This is a genomic window from Rhodospirillales bacterium, assembly GCA_018666775.1.
Taxonomy (GTDB): domain Bacteria; phylum Pseudomonadota; class Alphaproteobacteria; order SMXQ01; family SMXQ01; genus JABIXC01.
The window spans coordinates 210,954-234,693 of record JABIXC010000007.1; the positions used below are offsets into that span (position 1 = coordinate 210,954).

A 23,740-nucleotide genomic window follows, 5' to 3' on the forward strand; every position below is an offset into this window, starting at 1 on the left:
GACCGTGCATTTTTCGAAACTGACCCTTACTGGCTTCAAGTCTTTCGTGGACCCCACGGAATTGCTGATCGAACCCGGCATGACCGGCATTGTTGGTCCCAATGGCTGCGGCAAATCCAATCTGGTCGAAGCCCTGCGTTGGTGCATGGGTGAAATATCTGCACGCAAACTGCGTGGGGGCGACATGGATGATCTTATCTTTGGTGGCACCACAAACCGGCCTGCGCGCAATCTGGCGGAGGTATCGCTTCTTCTTGATAACACCAATCGCACGGCCCCGGCGGCATTCAACGATGCAGAAGAATTGGAAATCGTTCGCCGCATTGAACGCGACTCTGGCTCTCATTATCGCATCAATGGCAAAGACGTCCGTGCCCGCGATGTCCAGCTTTTGTTTGCCGATGCGGCAACGGGGTCCCGATCAACGGCACTGGTCAGCCAAGGCCAGATAGAAACCCTGATTCAGGCAAAGCCCGCAAACCGCCGCAAAATTCTGGAAGAAGCCGCTGGTATCACCGGATTGTATTCGCGACGCCACGAAGCCGAATTACGCCTTAAAGGTGCAGAGACCAATCTGGAACGCCTCGAAGATGTCATCACCGCACTGGAAACCCAGCTTAACGGCCTGAAACGCCAGGCCCGCCAAGCCACCCGCTATAGCAACCTGTCTGATCACATTCGCAAAGCCGATGCGGTTGTGTTGTCGCTGCGCATGGATGAAGCCAAAGGCGCATTGGAAGAAAGCACCCGTCGTTTCAATGATGCCGGTGAAAAGGTTCAGGAACTGACCCGCGAAGCCGGTGTTGCATCCACGGAACAGGCCGAAATTGCAGCCAAATTGCCCGAATTGCGCCGTATCGAAGTCGAAGCCGCCGCCGCCCTGCAGCGACTGGTTCTGGCCCGCGATGCCCTTAAAGAAGAAGAAGAACGCATCAACGCCGCCCTGAATGGCGCGCGCGAACGGCTGACCCAAAATGCCGCCGACCGCGAACGGGAAACCGTGCGGCTGGAAGATGCCGATGCTGCAAAAACCCGTCTGGATGGTGAACAGAAAACGCTGGAAACCAAATCCCAAGATGAAAAGGCCGCAGAAGAAGATGCCGAAGCCGCATTGCGGATCGCCCGGGAACAAACGGCAGCGCTGGAAACCCAATTGAGCGAACTGGCCGAGCGCGTCGCCGGGGCCGAAGCCCGGACATCCGCCCTTGCCAATCGTCTGATCGGCATTGAAGCACGCAAAACCCGGATCAAGGAACGACTGGACGAAGCCCGGCGCGTTCTGGAAACCATGGGCCGGGAACAAAACAACCGCGCAGAAATTGAAGCGCTGGAAAAAGCGGTCTCCCAGACAGCCGAAATTGTAGATGGCCTGCGGTCACGCATTCTCACCACCGAAGAAGATGCCACGAAAGCCCTTGGCCTTGAAGAAACCGCGCGCGCCACGCATGGCCATACAAAAGACGCCGAAGGCAAACTGCGCGCCGAAGCATCCGCCCTTGATGATCTGTTAAAGGTGTCCGATTCAGATCTGTGGCCGCCCTTGATTGATGCTGTCACCGTAGAACCCGGCTTCGAAGCAGCCATCGGTGCGGCCCTTGGGGATGATTTGACCGCCCCCGCAGACGAAGCCGCGCCAGTGCATTGGCGCACCCTTGGGGCGCTTGAAACCGCACAGCCCTTGCCCGAAAACATCACAGCCCTTGATCAGTTTATTTCCGGATCATCGGCATTGAACCGCAGGCTTTCCCAAATCGGTGTGGTTGAGGATCAGGCAACCGGCGACCGCCTTGCAAAAATGCTCTCCCCGGGCCAGCGATTGGTTACCCGTGACGGCATGCTGTGGCGTTGGGATGGCTATACCATTGTCGACACCGAAGCCTCCGGTTCAGCCAGGCGTTTGGCCCAACGCAACCGACGGACAGAATTAACCGGCGAAATTGAAACCGCTGCCGCTGCCACCACCCATGCCCACACCGAATTTGAAGCCGCCACAGTCGCGCGTGCCGATATTCAAGAAGCTGAACGCGCACTCCGGCTGGAAACCCGCGAAGGCGAAGCCGCCCTTGGAGCCAAGCGTGAAGAACTTTCCCAACTGGTGCGCGCATCATCGGAAGCCAATTCCCAACTTCATGCGGCACAAGAAGCCATCATCGGCCTAGATGCGGATATGGAAGAAGCCGAAAGCGAACGGGCCGAGGTTCAAGATTCTCAAGCTGCCCTTTCTGATACAGAACAGCACCGGGCACGTCTGGAAACCTTCCGCACAGAGCTTGTTGAGATGCGCAACCATCTGGCCGAACGCCAGCGGGCGTACGATCTTTTGTCCCGCGAAGCAGCGGCGCGGCGCCAGCGCATTTCCGATATCGCGGAAGAACTGGGATCGTGGGCAGCGCGGGCCAAAACGGCCCACGAGCATCAATCTGAACTGGAAACCCGCAAACAGGCCATCGAAGAGGAAATTCGCGGCCTTTCTGCAAGACCCGAAGAAATTATGGTTGAACGCATGGGGCTTGGCGATCAGGTGGATGCGGCAGAAGCCAAACGCACCGCCGATGCCGATGCGCTGGCGGTGGTGGAAAATGCCCTACGCGCGGCGGATGAAAAATTACGCAATTGTGAAGCCGCCCTTGCATCGGCCCGCGAAGACCGGGTCCGTGCCGAAGGATTGGTGGAACAGACCACCCAGGCCATTGAAACCCTGACGGAACGGATTACCGAACGTCTGGAAGCAACACCCGATCAATTGGCCGAGATTTCCGGCATTGATCCAGAAAACCCGCCTGAAATTGAAGCGGCAGAAAAGCGTCTGGAACGATTGATCCGCGAACGCGACAACATGGGACCGGTCAACCTTCGTGCCCAACAAGAAGCCGAAGAACTGGGCGAACAAATCACTTCTATGGAAAGTGAACGCGATGACCTAACCAAGGCCATTGCCCGCCTGCGCCATGGTATTTCTGAACTGAACCGAGAAGGCCGGGCACGTTTCCTGGATGCCTTCCATAAGGTCAACGCCCATTTCGAAGAACTGTTTGTTCGGTTGTTTGGCGGGGGCCAAGCCCACCTGGAACTGACCGAATCCGAAGACCCATTGGAAGCCGGCCTTGAAATTATGGCCAGCCCGCCGGGCAAAAAGTTGCAAATCCTGTCACTGCTGTCTGGCGGTGAAAAGGCGCTGACCACCATTGCGCTCTTGTTTGCGGTGTTTTTGACCAACCCAGCACCCATCTGTGTGCTGGACGAAGTGGACGCCCCGCTTGATGACACCAATGTCACCCGTTTTTGTACGCTGGTAGAAGAACTGGCCGCTGCCGGGGATACCCGCTTTTTGCTGGTCACCCATCATCGGATCACCATGGCCCACATGAACCGATTGTATGGCGTTACCATGCATGAACGGGGGGTTTCGCGGCTGGTTTCTGTCGATCTTCAAGGTGTTGCACAGCTCAAGGCAATTGCCTGATCCGGGTCTGATTCGGGGCCTGTATTTTTTGCATTAATCTCATCGGTGAAAATCTCTATTTTTATCCCCGTTTTCCGCCATTTTTCAGGCGTTTTCTTGACCCCCAGAGTGTCCTTGACAGCCCAAGGGTGAGACCCTAAAGTGCCCGCGATTTCGCCGGGCGGCGTTGATATCAGGCGCTTTCGGGCGCTGTGATTAAAGTGCCTACCCAAATCCCTGAAATCAGGCCCTGAAAGGTCGGGATTAGCATGCGAAACCAAGACCCTTCGGGGGGCGTGCCCCTGAAGACACGGCTTAGCCAAGCGCGATCGCGGCAACGCGAACACGATGATGGCCCTTCAGGCAGGGTCAATTTTGGTGGCGCCGCTGTCGTACTTCGGACAGGCATTGAACTGGCCGGAACAATGGTGGTCGGGGTTGGTATTGGCTGGTCGTTAGACCGTTGGCTGGAAACAACACCATGGTTTTTGGTTTTGTTTTTCTTCATGGGCGGTGCGGCAGGCGTTTTAAACGTCTATCGCGCAGTAAGAAATTTAGGTCTCGCCGTTGGTTATAATGGCGGGGAAAATAAAAACACTCCGGACGATCAGTAATCGTCTGACACGCACTTAAGCACTTTGCTTATCAGTGCAGAACATCAAGGATCAAGGCGTGGCATCGCCCCTTCAACAGTTTGAGATTAAACCCCTGGCCCGCCTCGAAGTGGGTGGCATGGATGTTTCATTTACCAATTCATCGCTGTTCATGATGATCGTGATCATGGCTGTGACCTTGTTCATGGTTTTGGGCATGCGCAAACGCGCCATGGTGCCCGGCCGGTGGCAGTCTACGGTGGAATTGTTCTATGAATTTATCGCAGGCCTTGTCCGCGATAATGTCGGCTCCGCTGGCAGGCCTTATTTCCCGTTCATATTCTCACTGTTCATGTTCATTCTGTTCGCCAATTGCATTGGCCTTGTGCCCTATGCCTTCACGGTAACCAGCCACATCATCGTCACGTTTGCGCTTGCCGCCGTGGTGTTTGTTGGCGTTACCATTATTGCCATTGCTAGGCACGGCATGAAATTCTTTAGCTACTTCCTGCCCCCAGGCGTGCCGCTTTACATGGCACCTTTGTTGATCCCCATCGAAGTTCTCAGCTATTTGGCCCGTCCTGTGACGTTGAGCCTCCGGCTGTTTGCCAACATGATGGCAGGCCACACCATGCTTAAGGTGTTCGCAGGATTTGTGATCGCCCTTGGGATCGCAGGGGTTGCACCCTTGACGGTATTGGTCGGGCTTTACATGCTTGAATTGATCGTTGCCGTCCTCCAAGCCTTTGTTTTTACTATCCTAACTTGTCTTTATCTTCACGATGCGATTCACCTCCACTAGGGGTGGGTCATGATTTGCAAACGAAAGGGAATATAAAATGTCTGTAGAAGCCGCAAAATTGATCGGTGCTGGTCTTGCCACAATCGGCCTTGCCGGTGTTGGCATTGGTATTGGTAACGTCTTTTCTGCCTTTATCACGTCAGTCGCTCGTAACCCCTCTGCACAAGCAACGGTTTTCCCGTTCACGATGCTGGGCTTTGCGCTGGTTGAAGCCATCGCATTGTTTGCGCTGCTGATCGCCTTCTTGATTCTGTTCGGTTAAGCCTGAACCCTTCAAGACCAAACGGAAGCGCGTATTATGCCCCAACTTGACGTTGCCAGTTATCTGCCCCAGTTCGTATGGCTGGTGATTGCCTTCATCACGCTTTATTTCCTGATGTCACGGATGGCTTTGCCACGCGTTGGCGATGTTCTGGAAGAACGTGGAAAGCGCCGGGAAAAAGATCTTTCCCGCGCCGAAGAACTGCAAGCTGAGGCCGAAGCCGCCGAACAGGCTTATGATGCAACCCTGGCCAAAGCCCGCGCATCTGCCCATGACAAGGTGACAGCCGATCTGGCCGCTGCCCATGACCGCACGGAAGCGGCCATTCATGATCTCGACCAGAAATTGGCCGAAAAAGTGGGCAAGGCCGAAAAAGAAATCGGCGCTGCACGCGAAACCGCCATGGCTTCGGCCACCGACATTGCAGCAGAAGCTGCACAATTGGCGGCGGAAAAGCTGGCTGGCTTAAAAGTCGATGATGCATCCGCCAAAGCCGCAGCAGTTGCTGCATCGGGGGCACGGTAATGTTTATCTCTAATGCATACGCTGCAACCACCCACGCACCCGGTGAGCTGGCATTTTACGAACATCCAGAAATTTGGCTGTTGGTATCGTTTGTGATCTTCATTGCGTTGATCTCAAAGCCTGCATGGAAACAAATCTCTGCCGGTCTTGATGCACGGTCCGATGCCATTAAGGCTGAACTTGATGAAGCAAGACTTCTTCGTGAAGAAGCCCAAACCGCATTGGCCAATTTCCAGCGCAAAAGCCGCGATGCCGCCAAAGAAGCCAAACGCATTCTGGCCCATGCCGAAGACGAAGCCAAACGCATCACCACCGAAGCCGAAGTGGCATTGGCAGAAACCCTGAAGCGCCACGAAGCGCTGGCCCAGGACCGCATCGAACAATCCCAGGCACGCGCCATCGAAGAAGTCCGCGCCGAAGCCATCGAAGTCGCCCTTGCCGCCACCGCGCGCATCCTTCGCGAAAATCTGGATGAGCAAAAATCCGACGCGCTCATCGATGCCGCCGTACAGGAATTGCCCTCCAAATTTCAGTAATCCCTAAACACCACCCAAACAAAAACCCCGGCTAATTGACCGGGGTTTTTGTTTGGGTGTGTTATTTCAACGTGACCTATTCCCCATCCGGTTTCCACCGCAGGACCGGTTGCCTTGCAGCCCGGGTTTCGTCGAGGCGGCCGCGGGGGGCGTGGTGGGGGGCGGTGTGGAAGGCATCGCTGCCACCGGCAATCAGGCGTTCTTTCAGGCCCACCACGGCCTCGATAAAGCGGTCCAGTTCGGCCTTTGGTTCGGTTTCGGTCGGTTCCAGCAGCATGGCGCCGTGGACCACCAGCGGGAAATAGATGGTGGTGGGATGAAAGCCTTCATCGATCAATGCCTTGGCGAAATCAAGGGTGGTGATGTCGAATTCCCGAAGGGCACTGTCATCGAACAGGCATTCATGCATGCACGGGCCGTCATAGGCCGGGCTTAAGGTATCGGCCAATGCAGCCTGCAGGTAATTGGCTGACAACACGGCGTCTTCGCAAACCTGCTTCAACCCATCGCCGCCATGGGACAGCATGTAGGTATAGGCGCGGACAAACATGCCCATCTGGCCATGAAAGGCTTTCAGGCGACCAATGCTGGCCGATGCATCACCGTTTGCTTCTTCGTGGAGCGTAAAGCCATCGTCTGTTGCGATCAGCCATGGCACGGGAGCATAGGGGGCAAGGGCGTCCACCATCACCACCGGGCCACTGCCCGGACCGCCGCCGCCATGGGGGGTCGAGAATGTTTTATGCAGGTTTAAATGCATGACATCAATGCCAAGGTCTGCGGGTTTTACCCGGCCAACAATGGCGTTGAAATTGGCCCCGTCACAATAGAAATAGGCCCCAACATCATGGACCGCATCGGCAATGGCGATAATTTCATCTTCGAACAGGCCACAGGTGTTGGGATTGGTGATCATGATGGCAGCAACATCTGGGCCTAGTTTGGCCTTCAGGGCATCTAAATCCACACGACCCCGCGCATTGGCAGGGATGGGATCAACCGTATAGCCACACGCCGCCGCCGTTGCCGGATTGGTGCCATGCGCCGATTCTGGCACCAGAACACGGCGTCTGGGCGTATCGCCTGCTTTTTCTGCCGCATCGTGGGCTGCCCTGATCACCATCATGCCGCAAAGTTCACCATGGGCACCCGCCGCCGGGGACAGGGCAATGGCATCCATCCCGGTAAGCACGCGAAGCCAATGGCTTACCCCCGCCATCAATTCAAGGGCACCTTGAACTGTGTTCATGGGCTGCAAGGGATGCAGATCAGCAAAGCCCGGCAATCTGGCCATGCGTTCATTCAAACGCGGGTTGTGCTTCATGGTGCACGACCCAAGGGGGAACATCCCCCCATCGATGGCATAATTCTTTTGTGACAACCGCGTGAAATGGCGCACCACTTCGGGTTCGGATAATCCCGGCAAACCGATTGTCCCGGCGCGTTCAAGCCCGCCCAGATGGGAAGTGTGCGTTTCAGCTTCACCCAAATCAACGCCGGTGCGAGCCGGACTGCCTTGTTCAAACAACAAGGGTTCTTCGATCAATAACGCGCGGTTGCCCGACACGGTATCCGGTGCGCCGGGCCCGGAAACACCAGTTGCGCCACCACTGGCGCGCCTGGCACCGCGATTTTGTTCAGACGTGCTCATGACAACACCCCCTTAAGACCGGCGCTTAAAGCGGCGATATCTTCATCGCGGGTGGTTTCAGTGGCGGCCAGAATTAAAACATCATCCAGGCCATCCGCGCCCGGCCATAGTCTGGTGGCGGGGACGCCTGCCAGAATGCCGTCTTTCGAAAGGGTGTCTGTGATGGCCGTGGCATTGCCCTTCAGGCGCACGCTGATTTCGTTGAAAAAGGTTTTGTTTAAAACCTCAACGCCCTTGATGGATGAAAGCTGTTCCTTCAGCGCAACGGTCCGGGCATGGTTGATTTGGGCCAATTGCCGGAACCCGGCTTCGCCCAACAGCGCCATATGGATGGTGAACGCCAGCGCACAAAGGCCGGAATTCGTACAAATATTGGAGGTCGCCTTTTCCCGGCGGATATGTTGTTCCCGGGTGGACAGGGTCAGAACCCAGCCCCTGCGACCAGAACTGTCGGTGGTTTCCCCCGAAATGCGGCCGGGCATTTGACGCACAAATTTTTCTTTGGTGGCAAACAGGCCAAGATACGGCCCGCCAAAATTAAGCCCATTGCCGATGGATTGGCCTTCACCCACAACGATGTCGGCCCCCATGGCACCGGGCGGGGTGACCGCGCCCAAAGAAACCGGTTCTGCCACACCCACAATCAACAACGCGCCCTTTTCGGTGCATACAGCGGATAATTTTGATAAATCCCGCAAATGCCCAAAGGCATCGGGGTTTTGAACCACCACACAGGCGGTGTCGCCATCAAGGGTGGCCTCAACCGATTTAAGGTCTTCATCGCCTTTGACATCAGGGCTGCCCACCACCAGATCAACATCGCCATAGCGCCCCATGGCGGCAATGGTATCGGCCCAATGGGGATGTAAATTGCCAGCCAGCACCACGCGGGACCGGCGCGTGATACGCCGCGCCATCAACACGGCCTCACCCGCTGCCGATGCCCCGTCATAGAGCGATGCATTGGCAATTTCCATGCCCGTAATCAACGCAACCTGGGTCTGGAATTCGAATAAATACTGCAAAGTGCCTTGGCTGATTTCTGGCTGGTATGGCGTGTAGGATGTTAAAAATTCACCCCGCTGGATCAGGTGATCCACCGCTGCGGGCACATGATGGCGATAGGCACCAGAGCCCAGAAAAAACGGGGCGCTGCCGGCGGGCGTATTTTTCCCAGCCATTTCCCCCAGTGTGCGTTCCACCGCCATTTCCCCCTGATGGGCAGGCAGGTCAAAACCATTGGGTTGGCGTGCTGCCTTTGGCACATCCACAAAAAGATCATCGACGCTTTTGGCGCCAATAACCCCCAGCATTTCGGATCGATCCTGATCGGTCAGCGGCAGGTAACGCATCAATCAATGCCTTCCAGATAGGCTTTGTAAGCAGCCGGGTCCATCAAGCCACTGATCGCACCCGCATCAACACCTGAAAGTTTGACAAACCAGCCATCGCCTTCGCCATCTTCGTTGACCTTTTCCGGCGTGGCGTTCAGGGCGTCATTCACCTCAGCCACAGTGCCATCAACCGGGGCATAGACCTCGCTTGCGGCCTTGACCGATTCAACAACAGCCATTTGATCGCCAGCGACGAATGCTTTGCCAACATCTGGCAATTCCACATAGACCACATCGCCCAATTGTTCCTGGGCATAGACGCTGATGCCGACGGTGGCAATGCCGTCTTCGACCTCAATCCATTCATGTTCATTGGTAAATCGTTTTTCAGCCATTTTATTCTCCCGATCAGGCTTTGAAATAATGATGTTCTACAAAAGGCAGTGCTACCACACGGGCAGCCACGTCCCGACCCCGAACCCGCAGCAACAATGGCGTGTCTTGGGCTGTAAATTCGGCTTCGACGTATCCCATGGCAATAGGCCCGCCAAGTGTTGGCCCAAACCCACCCGATGTGATGGTCCCGATGACGCGCCCATCGGTAGCGACGATTTCTGTGCCGTCGCGCGCCGGGGCGCGGCCATCTGGCAGGATGCCCACACGCTTGCGGGCGGGGCCATGTTCAAGTTCTTTGCCAATGCGGTCAAAGCCTGGAAAGCCGCCTGCACTGCGGCGGCGCTTGCTGATGGTCCAGTTCAGACCCGCTTCAATGGGGCTGGTGTCCAGATCAATGTCATGGCCATACAGGCAAAGTCCCGCTTCAAGACGCAGGGTATCACGCGCCCCCAAACCAATGGGCGCTGTTTCAGGGGATTTCAAAAGGCGCTTTGCAAAGGCTTCGGCAATTGAGTTGGGGACAGAAATTTCAAACCCGTCTTCGCCGGTGTAGCCAGACCGGGAAACATAACAATCGCCACCACACACCTCTACCCGTTGGGCGGTCATGAATTTCATGGATCCGACACCGGGAATAAATTGAGCCAGAACATCCACCGCACGGGGGCCCTGAAGGGCCAGCAACGCGCGATCTTCCATCAAAGTGATGGTCGCATCCCCGCTCAGATGTTTTGTGATATGGGCCATGTCTGTGTGCTTGCACCCGGCATTCAGAACCAAAAGATAGCCATCATCCATTTTCGTCACCATCAGATCATCGATGATGGTGCCCTGATCATTGGTCAACATGGTGTAGCGCATGCGTGATGGTTTTAAAATTTCAATGTCACCCGGCACCAGAGATTCCAGAACCCTGACCGCATCTTTGCCCGCAAGCATCGCCTGGCCCATGTGTGACACGTCAAACAGCCCGGCGTAGGTGCGGGTGTGAAGGTGTTCTTTCATAATCCCCATGGGGTATTGCACGGGCATTTCATAGCCCGCGAACGGCACCATTTTGGCACCCAGTTCAACATGCAGATCATAAAGGCAGGTTCTGGAAAGGGCAGTTTCGGCGCCCACAGCCACGTCATTCGACACCTAAATCTCCCATCCAAAGGTTGCGCGCAGTCTACAGCCAAGCCCATCGGGAACCACTTTCCCCAAGGCCCGTCCGCCCACTGCCCCCTCTGTCTTGGAACCTGAAAGATTCACCGCAAAATTCGGCTTACATCTTCGGTGAGACAACGGTTGCGTTGCCTGCTTTCCAGAGTGTCACATCCCTGCGGTCCATTTGCCTGAGAGTTTCCGAGGCTGTTGCTCCTTCGGCGCCGGCCTTTGACCTTTCGGCCCAAACCGGTCTCTCCCACAGGGATCATTTGACGATTCTAAACAATACGGGGCATCTTACCCGCCCGCCCGCTCGGGTCAACCACGGCGGACAAGTTATCCACAAGGAATCATGGCTGTATTCTTTAACGCGGATATTGTCCATCAGGATGTGAGGCCCCGGGCGCCATGGCCCCCTCCGGCAACCGTCCCGGCAAGTTAAGCCGCCGTTTCTTGCGGTTTAGGTCAAGCTCTCCGGAACCGATCTGGAAGCCCCCCAAGATGACGTATTTGCTGGCATCGGGATAGTAAGCGGAGAAGGGAATGACCTGATCCAGACTTTCCGTGATGGAACCCTTATCGACATTGACCGGGAACACCAGGTCTGCATCGAACACTTCCTTGGCAAGGATGTTCCGTTCCGGGTCCATAATGGCGATAAAATATTGCATTTTTGCGTGCCGCGTCTCATCCGCAGGGCCACGCCGGGCCACAATGGTCAGGTGCATGTCCACCTGCACCTCACGTTTTTTGCGGTTGTATTTGCACTTGGTCGCAATTTCATGGAGCCGCGCTTCATACAACAGGTCTGAGAGATCCCGACCTGCACCGGGCCGAAATTTCGTGACCTTGCCCGCATCTTTCAAAATCACAATCTTTGGACACGGTGGCGGGGGCTTTTTGGACCCGAGTATCCCACAGGCACCAAGCAGCCCGATCACGGCCAATAAGGCCACAACCAGTCCCGGCCTAAAGCGCAACATGGCTGCCATCACAATAGGGTGCATCGGTTGTGCGCTTGCACCCGCAAAGATAAAGCCGCATGGATTCCGCCACTTTCACGGGTTTAGGCTGGAATTCGGTACCTTCATGGGAACCATCACAGAAAGGCTGTGCTTTGGAACGCCCACAGGCGCACCACTGGTATTCCACGCCTGCCTCTAGATCGACTTGGTAATAGTTTTTTCTTGGCGTTTCTGGTTCAGCCATTCCATGCTTCCCTTGTTCCAACAGCTATGTTTATCTGACCCGGTTATTTGTAAAAATAGCTCATTCCTGCTTGATTTAAAGGCGAAACATCAGGAATTCATACAGAAACCCATTAAGGACGCTATGGCGAATACCCCATCATCGCAGCAAAAGCCACCATTGCTGGTTCTTCTGGCCAATCCCCGGGGCTATTGCGCCGGGGTTGAACGGGCCATTCAGATGGTTGAGGCCGTCTTGCGCCAGCGCGAAGAGCCGGTTTATGTTCGCCATGAAATCGTCCACAACCGCCATGTGGTTGAAGAGCTTGAAGCCAAAGGTGCGGTTTTTGTCGATGAGGTTTCCCAAATTCCCAGCCAAGCCGTTGCCATTTTTTCGGCCCACGGGGTTGCGCGGCCCGTCGTCAAAGAAGCAGAGGCACGGGGTCTGGAATTTCTGGATGCCACCTGCCCTCTAGTCAACAAGGTTCACAACGAAACCCAACACCACCACGGCCAAGGCCGTCATGTGCTGTTGATTGGCCACAAGGATCACCCAGAGGTGATCGGCACCATGGGCCAAGTCCCCGTCGATGCCATGACCTTGGTGGAAAACATAGAACAGGCCGAAACCGTCAACGTGGCCGATGAAACCAGCCTTGCCTATGTCACCCAAACCACCCTGTCCGTCGATGATGCCGCCACCATCATCGAGGTACTTGAGCGTCGTTTCCCGGCCATGATTGCGCCCAACAAGGCCGATATCTGTTACGCCACCACCAATCGTCAGGATGCAGTGCGGGCCATCGCACCGAAGGCCGATGCGTTGCTGGTCATCGGTGCCCCCAATTCATCAAATTCCAATCGACTGGTCGAAGTTGCCCGGAATTATGGATGCAAAAAATCGGTGTTGATTGAGCGGGCATCCGACATTGACTGGGATGATTTTGAAGACGTGCAGACCCTTGGCATAACGGCAGGTGCATCGGCACCAGAAGTTCTGGTACAAGAAGTGATCGAAACCTTGTCTATGCGCTTTCAGTTGCGCATTGAAGACGTTACCGTCAGACAGGAAGACGTTGTTTTTTCCCTGCCCAAGGGACTAGAAGATTAAGTAAAATCCAGTTGAAACAAGGGTTTGTCTGATTATGGCAGTGTATACAGAAGTCAATGATGATGAGCTGAGTGCGTTTTTGACCCAATACGATTTGGGGCAATTGTTATCGTATAAAGGCATTGCGGAAGGCGTGGAAAATTCCAATTTTCTGCTCCAGACCGATCAAGGCAACTTCATCCTGACCCTGTATGAAAAAAGGACAAAAAAGGAAGACCTGCCCTTTTTTCTGGACCTGATGGATCATCTGGCAGCATCAGACTTTGCCTGCCCCACCCCGGTTCATGGCCGTGATGGGAAAGCGCTGAAGACCCTGGCAGGACGGCCAGCCGCCATTGTCAGTTTCCTGAATGGCGTTTGGCCACGGCGTATCCAGCCCTATCACACCGCAGCCCTTGGCAAGGCCATGGCCCAAATGCATCTGGCCAGCGAAGCCTTCACCCAGACCCGAAGCAACGATCTTGGGCTTGCCCAATGGCGGCCCTTGTTTAACCAGATCAGCGCAAACGTCGATGATATTTCGAAGGGGCTCGGCGATGAAATCATGACAGAACTGGATGCGCTGGAAGCCAATTGGCCTGAAGGCCTGCCGCACGGCATCATTCATGCTGATCTTTTTCCGGACAACGTATTTTTTCTTGGCAAAGATTTTTCGGGCTTCATTGATTTCTATTTTTCCTGCACCGATTCCTATGCCTACGATCTCGCCATTTGTCTGAATGCCTGGTGCTTTGAAAAAGACAACAGCTTTAACATCACCAAGGCCCGCCACATGTTTCAGGGATATCAAAAGCTGCGCCCCCTTGTTGCATCGGAACTGGCGGCGTTGACCTGGCTGGCCCGGGGGGCGGCCATGCGGTTTTTACTGACCCGTCTTTATGACTGGATCAACCATCCCGAAGGCGCCATGGTCACGGCCAAAGACCCCAAAGAATATTTGAGCAAATTGCGGTTTCATCAAAGGCTGTCCGGGCCCGGAGCGTATGGGCTTGATGGCTGATAACACCCTGGATTTTTCCGAAAAAGACGATGACGGCGTCCTTGATATCTTTACCGATGGGGCATGTTCAGGCAATCCCGGCCCCGGCGGTTGGGGCGCGCTTCTGCGCTGGGGCCGCACCGAAAAAGAAATGAATGGTGGCGAACCTGAGACCACCAACAATCGTATGGAATTAATGGCCGCCATCATGAGCCTTGAAAGCCTGACCCGCCCGGTCAAGGTTCGCGTACACACCGATAGCCAGTATGTGCGCAATGGCATTACCAAATGGATCACCAATTGGAAACGCAACGGCTGGAAGACTGCTGCAAAAAAGCCGGTGAAAAATGCTGATCTTTGGCAGCGGCTGGAAGATGCCGCCAACAAACATAGCGTCGAATGGCATTGGGTCCGGGGCCATGACGGACACGTGGAAAACGAACGCGCCGATGAATTAGCCCGGGACGGTGTGCCCCGGCGCTAATTCAGAACGTTTTTAGATGTTAAAGGGCGGCCAGGATCGCTTCTGCGCTAGATACATCAAAGGCACCCGCTTCTTCCACATTAAGAACACTGACCGTGCCATCATCGACAATCATGGCATAGCGTTGTGAACGCGGGCCCATGCCCTTGGACACCAGATCAAGACCAAGACCCAGTTCATTTGCAAAAATGGCGGAGCCATCGGCCAACATCGCAACCGCGTCTCCTGCATTCTGGGACGTGCCCCATGCATCCATGACAAAGGCATCGTTCACGGAAACACATGCAATTTCATCGACACCTTTGGCCTTAATAGCATCAGCATTTTTGATGAACCCGGGCAGATGTTTGGCTGAACAGGTGGGGGTAAATGCCCCGGGGAGGGCAAAAATAACCACCTTGCGGCCTTTGAAAAATTCGTCCGTGGAAACCTGTTCAATTCCATCTGCGGTTTTCTGTTGAAGGGATAGGGAAGGTATTTTTTCGCCGACTTTGATGGTCATGGGGCTCTCCTGATGTGTGAATGATTATCAACTGCGAATGTTTCGCAAAATTTTGGCGCAAATACAAACACATTTAACAGAGATTATTTTTTTAAGCCCGCACGGGTAAAGGCATCCATCACCCGGGCTTCGGTCAAAAGTTCGGGCAGGGCAATGCCCGATGGTCTACCTGGGCCATAAACCACATTAAACGGAATGCCAAAACGGCCAAACCGTTGTAAATAAGCCGAAATTTCAGGATTTGGCCGGGTCCAATCTGCCCGCATGGCAACGACATTGCCGACCCCAAGATGATGGCCGACCCTACCGCGATCAATGACCAAAGCCTTGTTGACCTTGCACGTCAGGCACCAATCTGCCGTCACATCGACAAAAACCACCTTGCCTGCCCCGATCAGATTGAAAATCTCGACCTTATCAAATGCCTTCCAGGCAATTTTTTCAGGGGCTTGGGTCTGGTGGCCGGGGGGACTGATCAGGGTCCATAAAATAGACCCCAGCCATACCGCCGTCAGGATCAATGCCACGCCTAAGGTCTTTCGCAATCCACCCATCCATGAACCCGGACGCGGCAGGCTGGTGGCCAGCCCCGGCCATGCAGCCACCATCAGATAGGGTGTCGCCAATCCAAGGCCCAGCATTGCAAACACCGCCATGATCTCAACCGTTCCCTGGGTCAGGGCGAAGCCTATGGCAGTTCCAAGAAAGGGCGCTGAACAGGGCGTTGCCAAAAGGGTCGCAAATGCGCCTGTGGCAAAGGCGCCGCTTAAACTTTTGCCACCCCCGCCATCATTCCCCGCCATGGTGCCAATGAATCCCGGTAGGCGAATTTCAAACAAGCCAAAAAGATTGGCCGCAAACAGGCCTAGAACGACCATCATTGCGCCCAGAAACCACGGCTCTTGAAACTGGGTGCCCCAGCCGACTGCCGCACCCGCACTTTTAAGGGCAATGGCGCCACCCGCCAGCACCATGAATGAAAAAATGATCCCGGCCGATGTTGCCAAAAATCCACGGCGTACCTGGAATGCATCACCCCCGCCGTGGCCCACGACGGACAGAACTTTCATGGAAAGAACCGGCAACACACACGGCATGAGGTTGAGAATCAGGCCGCCTAAAAAGGCGATGCCCAAAATTAACAGCAATGCCATTCCGGTTCCGGCATTTGAAGCCCCATTGATCCCGGATCGCATTGGCGGTGAAACAGTTTGCTCAACCGCGTTGCCTTGATCGCCCAATGTCAGGGTTAAGACCGGGGCCTTTGGAAAATTGCCCCCAGCTGCAAAAATTGGAACGCGGACCAGCGCTGTTTTCCGGTCATTGGAAAAGCTCACCCCGGGTGTGCCAAACCGCAAACTCGGCGGACCTTCGACCAGCACCAATGGATCACTGAAACGCGTGCGGTTTGCTGCCAAAAACTCCAGCACAGACGTTTTTTGCGTATCTTTTTTTGATGTAATAATAGATGCACCCTTGATGGAAAATGCCATCGAAGATGAATTTTGGGCATTGGCAATTTTTGGCACACGCGCTCGATACCGTGCCAAATCATCCCTATGCGGTGTGGCACCGGGCGATACTTTGGCACTTGGTAAGACCAGAGACAGGGTCGCATCATAAGGAATGCAGACCTTTTCACAGATCAAATACGAAACTTTCGCCCGCAGCACGGCCGGCGAGTTTGCATCATGGGCCCTAAAATCGATGGGCAAAATTACATCATTGCTATAGACGAACGTCGTCAGCCCAAAAAGCGAATAGCGTTCCGGCAGGGGCCAATGAACCGTCCCATCTTTGAAATTTTTCGATCCCGTCCAGTTGATCCGGGGCGGCACACCGGCATCGCCGGGAGAACGCCAATAAACTTTCCAGCCCGGCAGCATCCGAAATTGCAGCCCAAGGGCTGCTTTCCCATCGGGCCCCAAATGCGTTTGCCCGGCAATCAGGCGCACCGATGACTGATCGGTTTTGACCCAATTGGAAGAAAATGGCTCAGCCTGAAGGGCGGGCGCATAAATCGCGCAAAAAGCCAAAATGCCGCCCCATGACCACAAAATTATCTTTTTAAACAATGGGTTATGAAATCCTGTTTATTCAAATCAGAGAATCTGACACCTTTTTAGACCATTTTTGGCCAAAGTTGGGTCACCTTCGATCAATTCATTGTTATGATACCCTTGTTTTTGGGCCTCATCATAGCGAAGTTGGAACCATGGAAGACGAAAACGAAAAACAAAATCCAGACGGTTATTTAAAGGGGCAATTCCTGATTGCCATGCCCCAAATGGCAGACCCCCGTTTTGCCCAGGCCGTCATTTATATCTGTGCCCACACCGAAGACGGCGCCATGGGGCTTGTGATCAATCAGGCCATCGATTCCATTACCTTCCCCAAACTTCTGGAACAACTGGAAATAGATGCATCCGAACACAACGACCCGATCCAGGTCATGTTCGGAGGCCCCGTTGAAACGGGCCGGGGCTTTGTTTTGCATTCTGCCGACTACGTCCAGGATTCAACCCTGCTTGTCGATGACACCATTGCCATGACGGCAACCATTGAGATCATCCGCGCCATTGCCGGCGGCGAAGGGCCAAACCAGAGCCTTCTGGCCCTGGGTTACGCCGGATGGGGACCGGGACAGCTTGACCGTGAAATCCAGGAAAATGGATGGCTTAATGTTACCGCAGACAAAGAGCTTTTGTTTAATACCGATGTATCCAGAAAATGGGAAAAGGCACTGGCCAAAATTGGTGTCAGCGCCATCACCCTGTCAGGGGAAGCCGGACACGCATAACCGGGTATCAATTATTTTAGGCTCTTTTGGGCCTTCTGTGCTTTTTGTGCTGCTGCTTCTTCGACCAGAATCGCATACAGGGAATGGTCTTCCCAGACGCCATTGATCTTCAGATATTTTGGCGCCAGGCCCTCTTTTCTAAATCCCGCTTTCTCTAAAACCCTGCAACTGGCTTCATTTCTGGGCAGGCACGCCGCTTCCAGTCGATGCATATAAAGGTGTTCGAAGAAGAATTCCTTGATGCATCCCAAAGCATCGGTCATCACGCCCTGGCGGGCAAAGGGTTCACCCACCCAATACCCAAGGGTCCCCGTCTGGGCAATGCCGCGTCGCACGCCGGAAAGGGTAATGCCCCCACATAATCTTTCATTGTCGCGAGAAAAAATGAAAAAGGCATAGCCATACCCCGATTCCCATTCTTCGGCGTAATACCCCAAGCGACGGCGATACGTTGACCGGCTATGGCTGTCACGGGTCCATTTTGGCTCCCACGGCACCAGAAAATCCTTTGAGCGTTCACGAAGGGTTGCCCATTCCTGCCAATCATCATCATGGGGGGGGCGAATAAAAATAGACTGGCCATCTATCCGTTCATCAACAGGCAATTTGGGTGATGCGCGAAAGATATCAAACATGTTCTACTCCGCGGGCTCCATCGCCTCAAGCTGGCTTGTCGGGCCAAGGGCGGCCAAGGTTTGGGGACCAGAAAACAACCGCTGGGCCACCCGATTAATGGCCTCGCCATCCACGGCATCAATTTTTTCAACGATTTCTTCAACGCTTAAAGGTCGGCCATAAACCAGAATATGCTGCCCCAGGCGCTCAGCTCGGGCACGGGTATTTTCCAGTGCCATCAAAAGCCCCGCCTTCAATTGGGCACGGGAACGGGAAATTTCATGCTCGTCAATTTTTTCACCAATACGTGCCAACTCATCGCGCACCACCGGCAAAAGCTCTGACACTTTGTCACCGCCAGTGCCCGCATAAATGCCAAACAACCCGGTATCACGATAGGCCGCGGCAAAGGAATAGATGGAATAAACAAGGCCCCGCTTTTCACGAATTTCCTGAAACAACCGCGAAGACATGCCGCCGCCCAAAATCGAAGACAACACCCCATTGACGTAATAATCGGGATCACCATACGGAATGCCATCAAACCCAAGAACCAAATGCAATTGTTCCAGATCACGATTAACCACATGCCGCCCGCCCTTATACCGGCCGGGTTCGGTGTCAATTTTGGCCTTTGGTGATAGCCCCGCAAAAGCATCTTCGGCCAACCTGACAAAGGCTTCGTGGTCCACCTTGCCCGATGCCACCAAAACCATGCGATCAGCGCCATAATGATCGGACATATAACCTGAAATCGTTTCCCGGGTCATGGCTTTGATGCCATCTGCAGTGCCAAGGATGGAGCGGCCCAAAGCCTGGGCTGGATAGGCCGTTTCCTGAAAATAGTCAAAAATCATATCATCGGGGGTGTCTGCACATTGGCCGATTTCCTGGATCACCACCGCCCGTTCCCGTTCCAGCTCTTCTGCTTCGAACGTGGAATTGAGCAAAATATCGGACAAAATATCGACCGCCATTGGCATGTCGTCGCTCATCACCCGCAGGTAATAGGCCGTATTTTCCCGGGATGTATACGCGTTGATCTGGCCGCCCACGGTTTCAACTTCATCCACGATGTCCTGGGATGAACGGCGTTTGGTTCCCTTAAACGCCATATGTTCCAGCATATGGGAAACACCGTTTACACCCGCACCCTCGTCTCTGGCGCCGGTACCAACCCAAACCCCAATGGCGGCGGTTTCGACATGATCCATCCTGTCGCTGACCACCTTCAGGCCACTGGACAGGGTACTGATTTCAATGCTCATGCTTTTGTGCCCTTCAGGGTTTGGCGAACAAATTCCTGCACGCCGCCCAAATCAGCGGGCAGCACCTGAAAGCGTTCAACACGTTCGTATAAATCTGCCATATGGGGCGGCAATGGCGGCGTAATACCCGTCGCTTTTTCCACAGCATCGGGGAATTTTGCAGGATGGGCCGTCGCCAAAGAGACCACGGGGATATCCATGGAAAGGGTCCCATCTTTGCGCTTGGACCTGGCACCGGCCACAGCAATGGCCGAATGGGGGTCCAATAATTCACCGGTTGCCGCATAGGTCGCACGGATTTCATCCAACACGCCCGCATCATCCAACCGAAAGCCCGTGAACACCGATTTTGCTTCGGCCCAGCCTTTTTCATCCAAAGCCAATTCCCCGGTATCGGTAAATTTGGCCATTTGTTGGGCCACCCGTGATCCATTGCGATCCAAAAGATCAAACAGGAACCGTTCAAAATTTGAGGCCACTTGAATATCCATGCTGGGGGCAAGGGAGGGGTGCACATCACCCAATGTCATGACGCCGGTGTTAATCAGGTGCGACATAATATCGTTGGCATTGGTTGCCAGAACCAGTTTTTCAATGGGCAGGCCCATGGCGCGCGCCACATAGCCCGCATAGATATTGCCAAAATTTCCCGTGGGCACCGAAAAAGCCAGCTTCCGGTCTGGTGCCCCAAGGGCGGCCCCGGCCACGAAGTAATAAACCAATTGGCCCAAAATACGCGCCCAGTTGATGGAATTCACCCCCGACATAGAAATGTCGTCGCGAAATTTAGTGTCGTTGAACATGGCCTTTAACAAGGCCTGACAATCATCAAAGGTGCCATCAATGGCAATGGCATGGACATTGGGGGCATCGATACAGGTCATCTGGCGACGCTGCACCTCTGACACCCGGCCATTGGGATAGAGCACAAAAATATCGATGGCATCGCGGCCCTGCATGGCATCAATGGCCGCAGACCCGGTATCGCCTGATGTGGCCCCGATGATGGTCACCCGTTGCCCGCGCGTTGTCAGCGCATGGTTAAACAGATTGCCCAACAACTGCATGGCGTAGTCTTTGAATGCCAGGGTAGGGCCGTGGAACAGTTCCATCAACCACAGGTCTGGTTCCAATTCCTTCATGGGCGCCACGGCCGCATGGGTGAATTTTTTATACGTCTCAGCGACGATATCGCCATAGGTTTCTTTATTGATGGAATCACCAATAAACGGCTGCGTCACCCGCAATGCCACCTCGGCATAGTCCAGCCCCGCCAGTGCCGACATATCGCCCGCGCGCATAACGGGCCAGGATTCGGGCACATAAAGTCCCCCGTCACGGGCCAGCCCCGCCAACATGGCATCGGTGAAATCAAGATCGGGGGCAGATCCCCTGGTAGAAATATAACGCAAAGCTTTTTCTCCGCCCCGTACATTGGGGATAAATCGGTCTAGAGACTACCCGCGCCTATGCTTTCAGGCAAGATAGCGGGAAGCCAAATGGGTTTTGAAGGCTTGCGCCCCCAAAGGCGCGCCGGTGGCACGGGTTAACACGTCATCGGTGGTCTCAAACGATGCCCGTTCATGGACATTTTTGCGCAGCCAGTCAAGCAGGAGCGAAAAATCACCTTTTGATAAAGCTTTAGCGATTTCTGGGTGGGCGCGGTTGGCGGCTGCAAACAACTGCGCCGCCGCCATGGCCCCCAAGGTATAGGTTGGGAAATAGCCCCAGGCCCCGTCATACCAGTGGATGTCTTGCAAACAGCCTTCGCCATCATTTTTAGGGGTCACCCCCAATAATTTGCCCATTTCTTCGTTCCAGGCATCGGGCAGGTCTTTCAGCGCAAGATCGCCAGACAAAAGTGCCCGTTCCATCCGAAACCGCAAGATCACATGGGCGGGATAGGTCGCCTCATCTGCATCAACCCGGATCATGCCGCGTTCTACCCGCACATAATGGCGATGAATATTTTCAGGTTCCCAAGCTGGCCCCGTGCCCCCAAATGCTTCGGCCATCAACGGTGCTGCAAAGGCGATAAAGTCTGCCCCCCGGCATGCCTGCATTTCCATGATCAACGATTGGCTTTCATGGAGCACCATGCCGCGCGCACTCCCCACCGGTTGGTGACGCCATTTGGCGGGCAGGCCCTGGTCATACAGGGCGTGACCGGTTTCATGGAGCACGCCCATGATGGCGGGCATAAAATCATCTTCTGAATAACGCGTGGTGATGCGGATGTCTTCGGGCACACCACCACAGAACGGATGATGGCTTTCATCCAACCGGCCATGGCTGAAATCAAACCCCATGGCTCCCATCAAATGCCTGCAAAGGGCGCGTTGCGGTTCAATGGGGAACGGGCCGGTCAGGGCCAAGGGTGGCGGGCTAGCATGTTGGCGGGCCAAAACATCATCGATGAAGCCTGGCAAGAATTCAGCCAAATCATCGAATATCGGCTCAATCAATGCGGCCCGGCCACCGGGTTCAAATTCGTCCAGCAATGCATCATAGGGATCAAGGCCAAGGGCCGATCCCAAAACATCGGCCATTTCCACGACCAGACCATGGACCTCTGTCAGGGCGGGCAGAACAAGGGCGTAATTAGATGTATCCTTGGCTTCGCGCCACAGCATTTCACAGCGAGAACCAGCACCCGAAAGGCTTTCCACCAAACGCGCATCTATGGCTGATGCCCTGATCCAGCGCGTGCGCATTTCCCGCAAATTTGCCTGCTGCCATGGGTCCAGCGCGCGATCCGCCTCTGCTGCGTCAAGAAAATCAGCAATGTCCGGGCTGGTCAGGGTTTCGTGGATCAATACTTTGAGGGTCGACAATTGCCCGGCCCGCGCATTGGCCCCACCTTCGGGCATCATGGTGGCCATATCCCATTGCAACATGCCCGCCCCGTCAGACAGTTTTGAAACCCGCTCAAACCGCGCTTCCAGTTCTGCGTAGGGCGATTTGGCGGCCATTACGGAACGGGGGCTTTCTTTTCACGGTGATAGATGCCGAAAATGACAATCAAGACCATGGCCAATGCAAACCAGGTGATGGCGTATTGCAGATGGTCATTGCGAAAATTAATCCGCGTCACCCCGGCCCGGGGCAGCGTGGATTTAGGGGCAGTCTTATCACCACTGACTTCAACCACCATGGGAAGCGGCACCCCAATGCCCATATGGCTGCCCATGGCATGGGTATCGTATGTCATCCAGAAACCAGTGGCGGGGGTGTTATCGGGGGTGAACATCCGTTTTATGGCGTCTCCCCGGGCAATACCCGTGACGCTAACCGTGCCTGAAACCTGTCCTGATGCGCGGGTTTTTGGGTCTTTGTTTGCCTGTGGCACCCAACCCCGATTAACCAGAACCGGGGGCAATCCATCGCGAATTAACGGCGTAATAACATGAACGCCGACCTTGCCGCGCCATAGGCGCGCTGCCAGATAAATCTCCTTATCGTGGCGAAATTTTCCCGTAACCTTGACCCGTCGGTAATCGGTGCCCTTCACATCCTTAATGCGTGCGCCAAGCGCCATAGGGGTCGCCGCCATGCGGGTTGTCACACGATCCAGCAGATCGCGCTTCCACACCAGCCGATCCATCTGCCAACTGCCAAACATCAATAAAATGCCAAGGGCAATCGCGAAACAGATCCATGCGGTTATGCTAGGCCAACGCCACACCGCAGATGTTATGGAAGAGCCTTCAGTCACGTTCGCGTTCCTCTCTGCGATGATGAAAATGTGTCCCAACCATAAGCCCCTTTAAGGGGCGAAGCATACCCATTGCAGCCACCAAAATAAAAGGTGGCCATATGATCCAATGGACCCAGATTGGTGGATGAAAGCGAAACTCGACGAAAACCGCAAGCCCCACGACCAAAAAGCCTAGAATCATAATGACGAAAACGGCTGGCCCGTCGCCCTGTTCATGGGCAGACAAGTTTTCCCCACATGTGGAACAAGCCTCTGTCACTGTCAGATAACCGTCAAACAACGGGCCCTTACCACAATTTGGGCAACGGCAAAAAAACCCAGCCAAGAAGGGAGAAGTGGACACCGCAGGTTTCAAGTCAGCCACGGTGTCCCTCCATCAGAGTGTC

The 23,740-nt window shown here is 54.6% G+C and carries 24 protein-coding genes and 1 riboswitch; of the genes, 10 read left to right on the top strand and 14 right to left on the bottom strand.

Annotated elements, in window-relative coordinates; translation table 11 throughout:
• Positions 1-4: 4 nt before the first annotated feature.
• From smc to atpF, 6 genes are all read left to right on the top strand, one after another.
• A complete protein-coding gene (gene smc / locus HOJ08_03235) occupies positions 5-3,463 on the top strand; it encodes a chromosome segregation protein SMC (GenBank protein ID MBT5672453.1) in 3,459 nt (1,152 codons plus the stop codon).
• A gap of 248 nt (positions 3,464-3,711) precedes the next feature.
• Positions 3,712-4,056, top strand: coding sequence for an AtpZ/AtpI family protein (locus HOJ08_03240; GenBank protein ID MBT5672454.1), 345 nt, complete (start codon positions 3,712-3,714; stop codon positions 4,054-4,056).
• Positions 4,057-4,114: 58 nt separating this feature from the next.
• A complete protein-coding gene (locus tag HOJ08_03245) occupies positions 4,115-4,837 on the top strand; it encodes a F0F1 ATP synthase subunit A (GenBank protein MBT5672455.1) in 723 nt (240 codons plus the stop codon).
• Between the two features lie 37 nt (positions 4,838-4,874).
• Positions 4,875-5,099: a F0F1 ATP synthase subunit C gene (locus tag HOJ08_03250; GenBank protein ID MBT5672456.1), complete on the top strand. Its 225-nt coding sequence runs from the start codon at positions 4,875-4,877 to the stop codon at positions 5,097-5,099.
• A gap of 36 nt (positions 5,100-5,135) precedes the next feature.
• On the top strand, positions 5,136-5,624 hold the full coding sequence (locus tag HOJ08_03255; GenBank protein MBT5672457.1) for a F0F1 ATP synthase subunit B': 489 nt from the start codon (positions 5,136-5,138) through the stop codon (positions 5,622-5,624).
• On the top strand, positions 5,624-6,160 hold the full coding sequence (gene atpF / locus HOJ08_03260; GenBank protein MBT5672458.1) for a F0F1 ATP synthase subunit B: 537 nt from the start codon (positions 5,624-5,626) through the stop codon (positions 6,158-6,160). The genes HOJ08_03255 and atpF overlap by 1 nt, the downstream gene beginning before the upstream one ends.
• 76 nt (positions 6,161-6,236) lie before the next feature.
• On the opposite strand, the gene gcvPB is transcribed toward atpF, so the two are convergent.
• The 6 genes from gcvPB to HOJ08_03290 all read right to left on the bottom strand — a co-directional run bounded on the left by gcvPB (position 6,237) and on the right by HOJ08_03290 (position 11,899).
• Complete coding sequence (gcvPB, locus tag HOJ08_03265; GenBank protein MBT5672459.1) at positions 6,237-7,811, bottom strand: aminomethyl-transferring glycine dehydrogenase subunit GcvPB; 1,575 nt, start codon at positions 7,809-7,811, stop codon at positions 6,237-6,239.
• Positions 7,808-9,163, bottom strand: coding sequence for an aminomethyl-transferring glycine dehydrogenase subunit GcvPA (gene gcvPA, locus HOJ08_03270; protein ID MBT5672460.1), 1,356 nt, complete (start codon positions 9,161-9,163; stop codon positions 7,808-7,810). Before gcvPA ends, gcvPB begins: the two co-directional genes overlap by 4 nt.
• Positions 9,163-9,540, bottom strand: a complete 378-nt coding sequence (gene gcvH, locus HOJ08_03275; protein MBT5672461.1) for a glycine cleavage system protein GcvH — start codon at positions 9,538-9,540, stop codon at positions 9,163-9,165. The genes gcvPA and gcvH overlap by 1 nt, the downstream gene beginning before the upstream one ends.
• A gap of 13 nt (positions 9,541-9,553) precedes the next feature.
• Positions 9,554-10,663, bottom strand: a complete 1,110-nt coding sequence (gcvT, locus tag HOJ08_03280) for a glycine cleavage system aminomethyltransferase GcvT (GenBank protein MBT5672462.1) — start codon at positions 10,661-10,663, stop codon at positions 9,554-9,556.
• Between the two features lie 193 nt (positions 10,664-10,856).
• Positions 10,857-10,959, bottom strand: a riboswitch (glycine riboswitch).
• Between the two features lie 96 nt (positions 10,960-11,055).
• Positions 11,056-11,673, bottom strand: coding sequence for a hypothetical protein (locus HOJ08_03285; GenBank protein MBT5672463.1), 618 nt, complete (start codon positions 11,671-11,673; stop codon positions 11,056-11,058).
• Positions 11,660-11,899: a CDGSH iron-sulfur domain-containing protein gene (locus HOJ08_03290; GenBank protein ID MBT5672464.1), complete on the bottom strand. Its 240-nt coding sequence runs from the start codon at positions 11,897-11,899 to the stop codon at positions 11,660-11,662. The genes HOJ08_03285 and HOJ08_03290 overlap by 14 nt, the downstream gene beginning before the upstream one ends.
• A gap of 123 nt (positions 11,900-12,022) precedes the next feature.
• Between HOJ08_03290 and ispH the strand changes: the two genes are divergently transcribed.
• From ispH to rnhA, 3 genes are read left to right on the top strand one after another with little or no spacing between them, the layout of a single operon-like run.
• On the top strand, positions 12,023-12,988 hold the full coding sequence (gene ispH / locus HOJ08_03295; protein ID MBT5672465.1) for a 4-hydroxy-3-methylbut-2-enyl diphosphate reductase: 966 nt from the start codon (positions 12,023-12,025) through the stop codon (positions 12,986-12,988).
• Between the two features lie 34 nt (positions 12,989-13,022).
• Positions 13,023-13,988, top strand: coding sequence for a homoserine kinase (locus tag HOJ08_03300; GenBank protein ID MBT5672466.1), 966 nt, complete (start codon positions 13,023-13,025; stop codon positions 13,986-13,988).
• Positions 13,981-14,451, top strand: a complete 471-nt coding sequence (gene rnhA / locus HOJ08_03305) for a ribonuclease HI (protein ID MBT5672467.1) — start codon at positions 13,981-13,983, stop codon at positions 14,449-14,451. Before HOJ08_03300 ends, rnhA begins: the two co-directional genes overlap by 8 nt.
• A 19-nt stretch (positions 14,452-14,470) precedes the next feature.
• On the opposite strand, the gene HOJ08_03310 is transcribed toward rnhA, so the two are convergent.
• Together HOJ08_03310 and HOJ08_03315 are read right to left on the bottom strand one after the other, a co-directional pair.
• A complete protein-coding gene (locus HOJ08_03310; protein ID MBT5672468.1) occupies positions 14,471-14,953 on the bottom strand; it encodes a peroxiredoxin in 483 nt (160 codons plus the stop codon).
• 83 nt (positions 14,954-15,036) lie between these two features.
• Positions 15,037-17,028, bottom strand: coding sequence for a disulfide bond formation protein DsbD (locus HOJ08_03315; GenBank protein MBT5672469.1), 1,992 nt, complete (start codon positions 17,026-17,028; stop codon positions 15,037-15,039).
• A 140-nt stretch (positions 17,029-17,168) separates the two neighbouring features.
• Between HOJ08_03315 and HOJ08_03320 the strand changes: the two genes are divergently transcribed.
• Entirely contained in the window at positions 17,169-17,753 is a 585-nt protein-coding gene (locus tag HOJ08_03320; GenBank protein MBT5672470.1) for a YqgE/AlgH family protein, read from the top strand.
• Positions 17,754-17,764: 11 nt separating this feature from the next.
• On the opposite strand, the gene HOJ08_03325 is transcribed toward HOJ08_03320, so the two are convergent.
• From HOJ08_03325 to HOJ08_03350, 6 genes are all read right to left on the bottom strand, one after another.
• A complete protein-coding gene (locus HOJ08_03325) occupies positions 17,765-18,388 on the bottom strand; it encodes a GNAT family N-acetyltransferase (GenBank protein ID MBT5672471.1) in 624 nt (207 codons plus the stop codon).
• A gap of 3 nt (positions 18,389-18,391) precedes the next feature.
• Positions 18,392-19,636 carry an insulinase family protein gene (locus tag HOJ08_03330; GenBank protein ID MBT5672472.1) on the bottom strand — a complete coding sequence of 415 codons (1,245 nt, stop codon included), beginning with the start codon at positions 19,634-19,636 and terminating at the stop codon, positions 18,392-18,394.
• Positions 19,633-21,048, bottom strand: a complete 1,416-nt coding sequence (locus HOJ08_03335; GenBank protein ID MBT5672473.1) for a threonine synthase — start codon at positions 21,046-21,048, stop codon at positions 19,633-19,635. The genes HOJ08_03330 and HOJ08_03335 overlap by 4 nt, the downstream gene beginning before the upstream one ends.
• Positions 21,049-21,111: 63 nt before the next feature.
• The gene (locus tag HOJ08_03340) at positions 21,112-22,608 is read right to left on the bottom strand and encodes a carboxypeptidase M32 (protein MBT5672474.1); all 1,497 of its coding nucleotides are present in this window, start codon (positions 22,606-22,608) and stop codon (positions 21,112-21,114) included.
• Positions 22,608-23,351, bottom strand: coding sequence for an SURF1 family protein (locus HOJ08_03345; protein ID MBT5672475.1), 744 nt, complete (start codon positions 23,349-23,351; stop codon positions 22,608-22,610). The genes HOJ08_03340 and HOJ08_03345 overlap by 1 nt, the downstream gene beginning before the upstream one ends.
• Entirely contained in the window at positions 23,344-23,709 is a 366-nt protein-coding gene (locus tag HOJ08_03350) for a DUF983 domain-containing protein (protein MBT5672476.1), read from the bottom strand. The genes HOJ08_03345 and HOJ08_03350 overlap by 8 nt, the downstream gene beginning before the upstream one ends.
• Positions 23,710-23,740 lie beyond the last annotated feature (31 nt).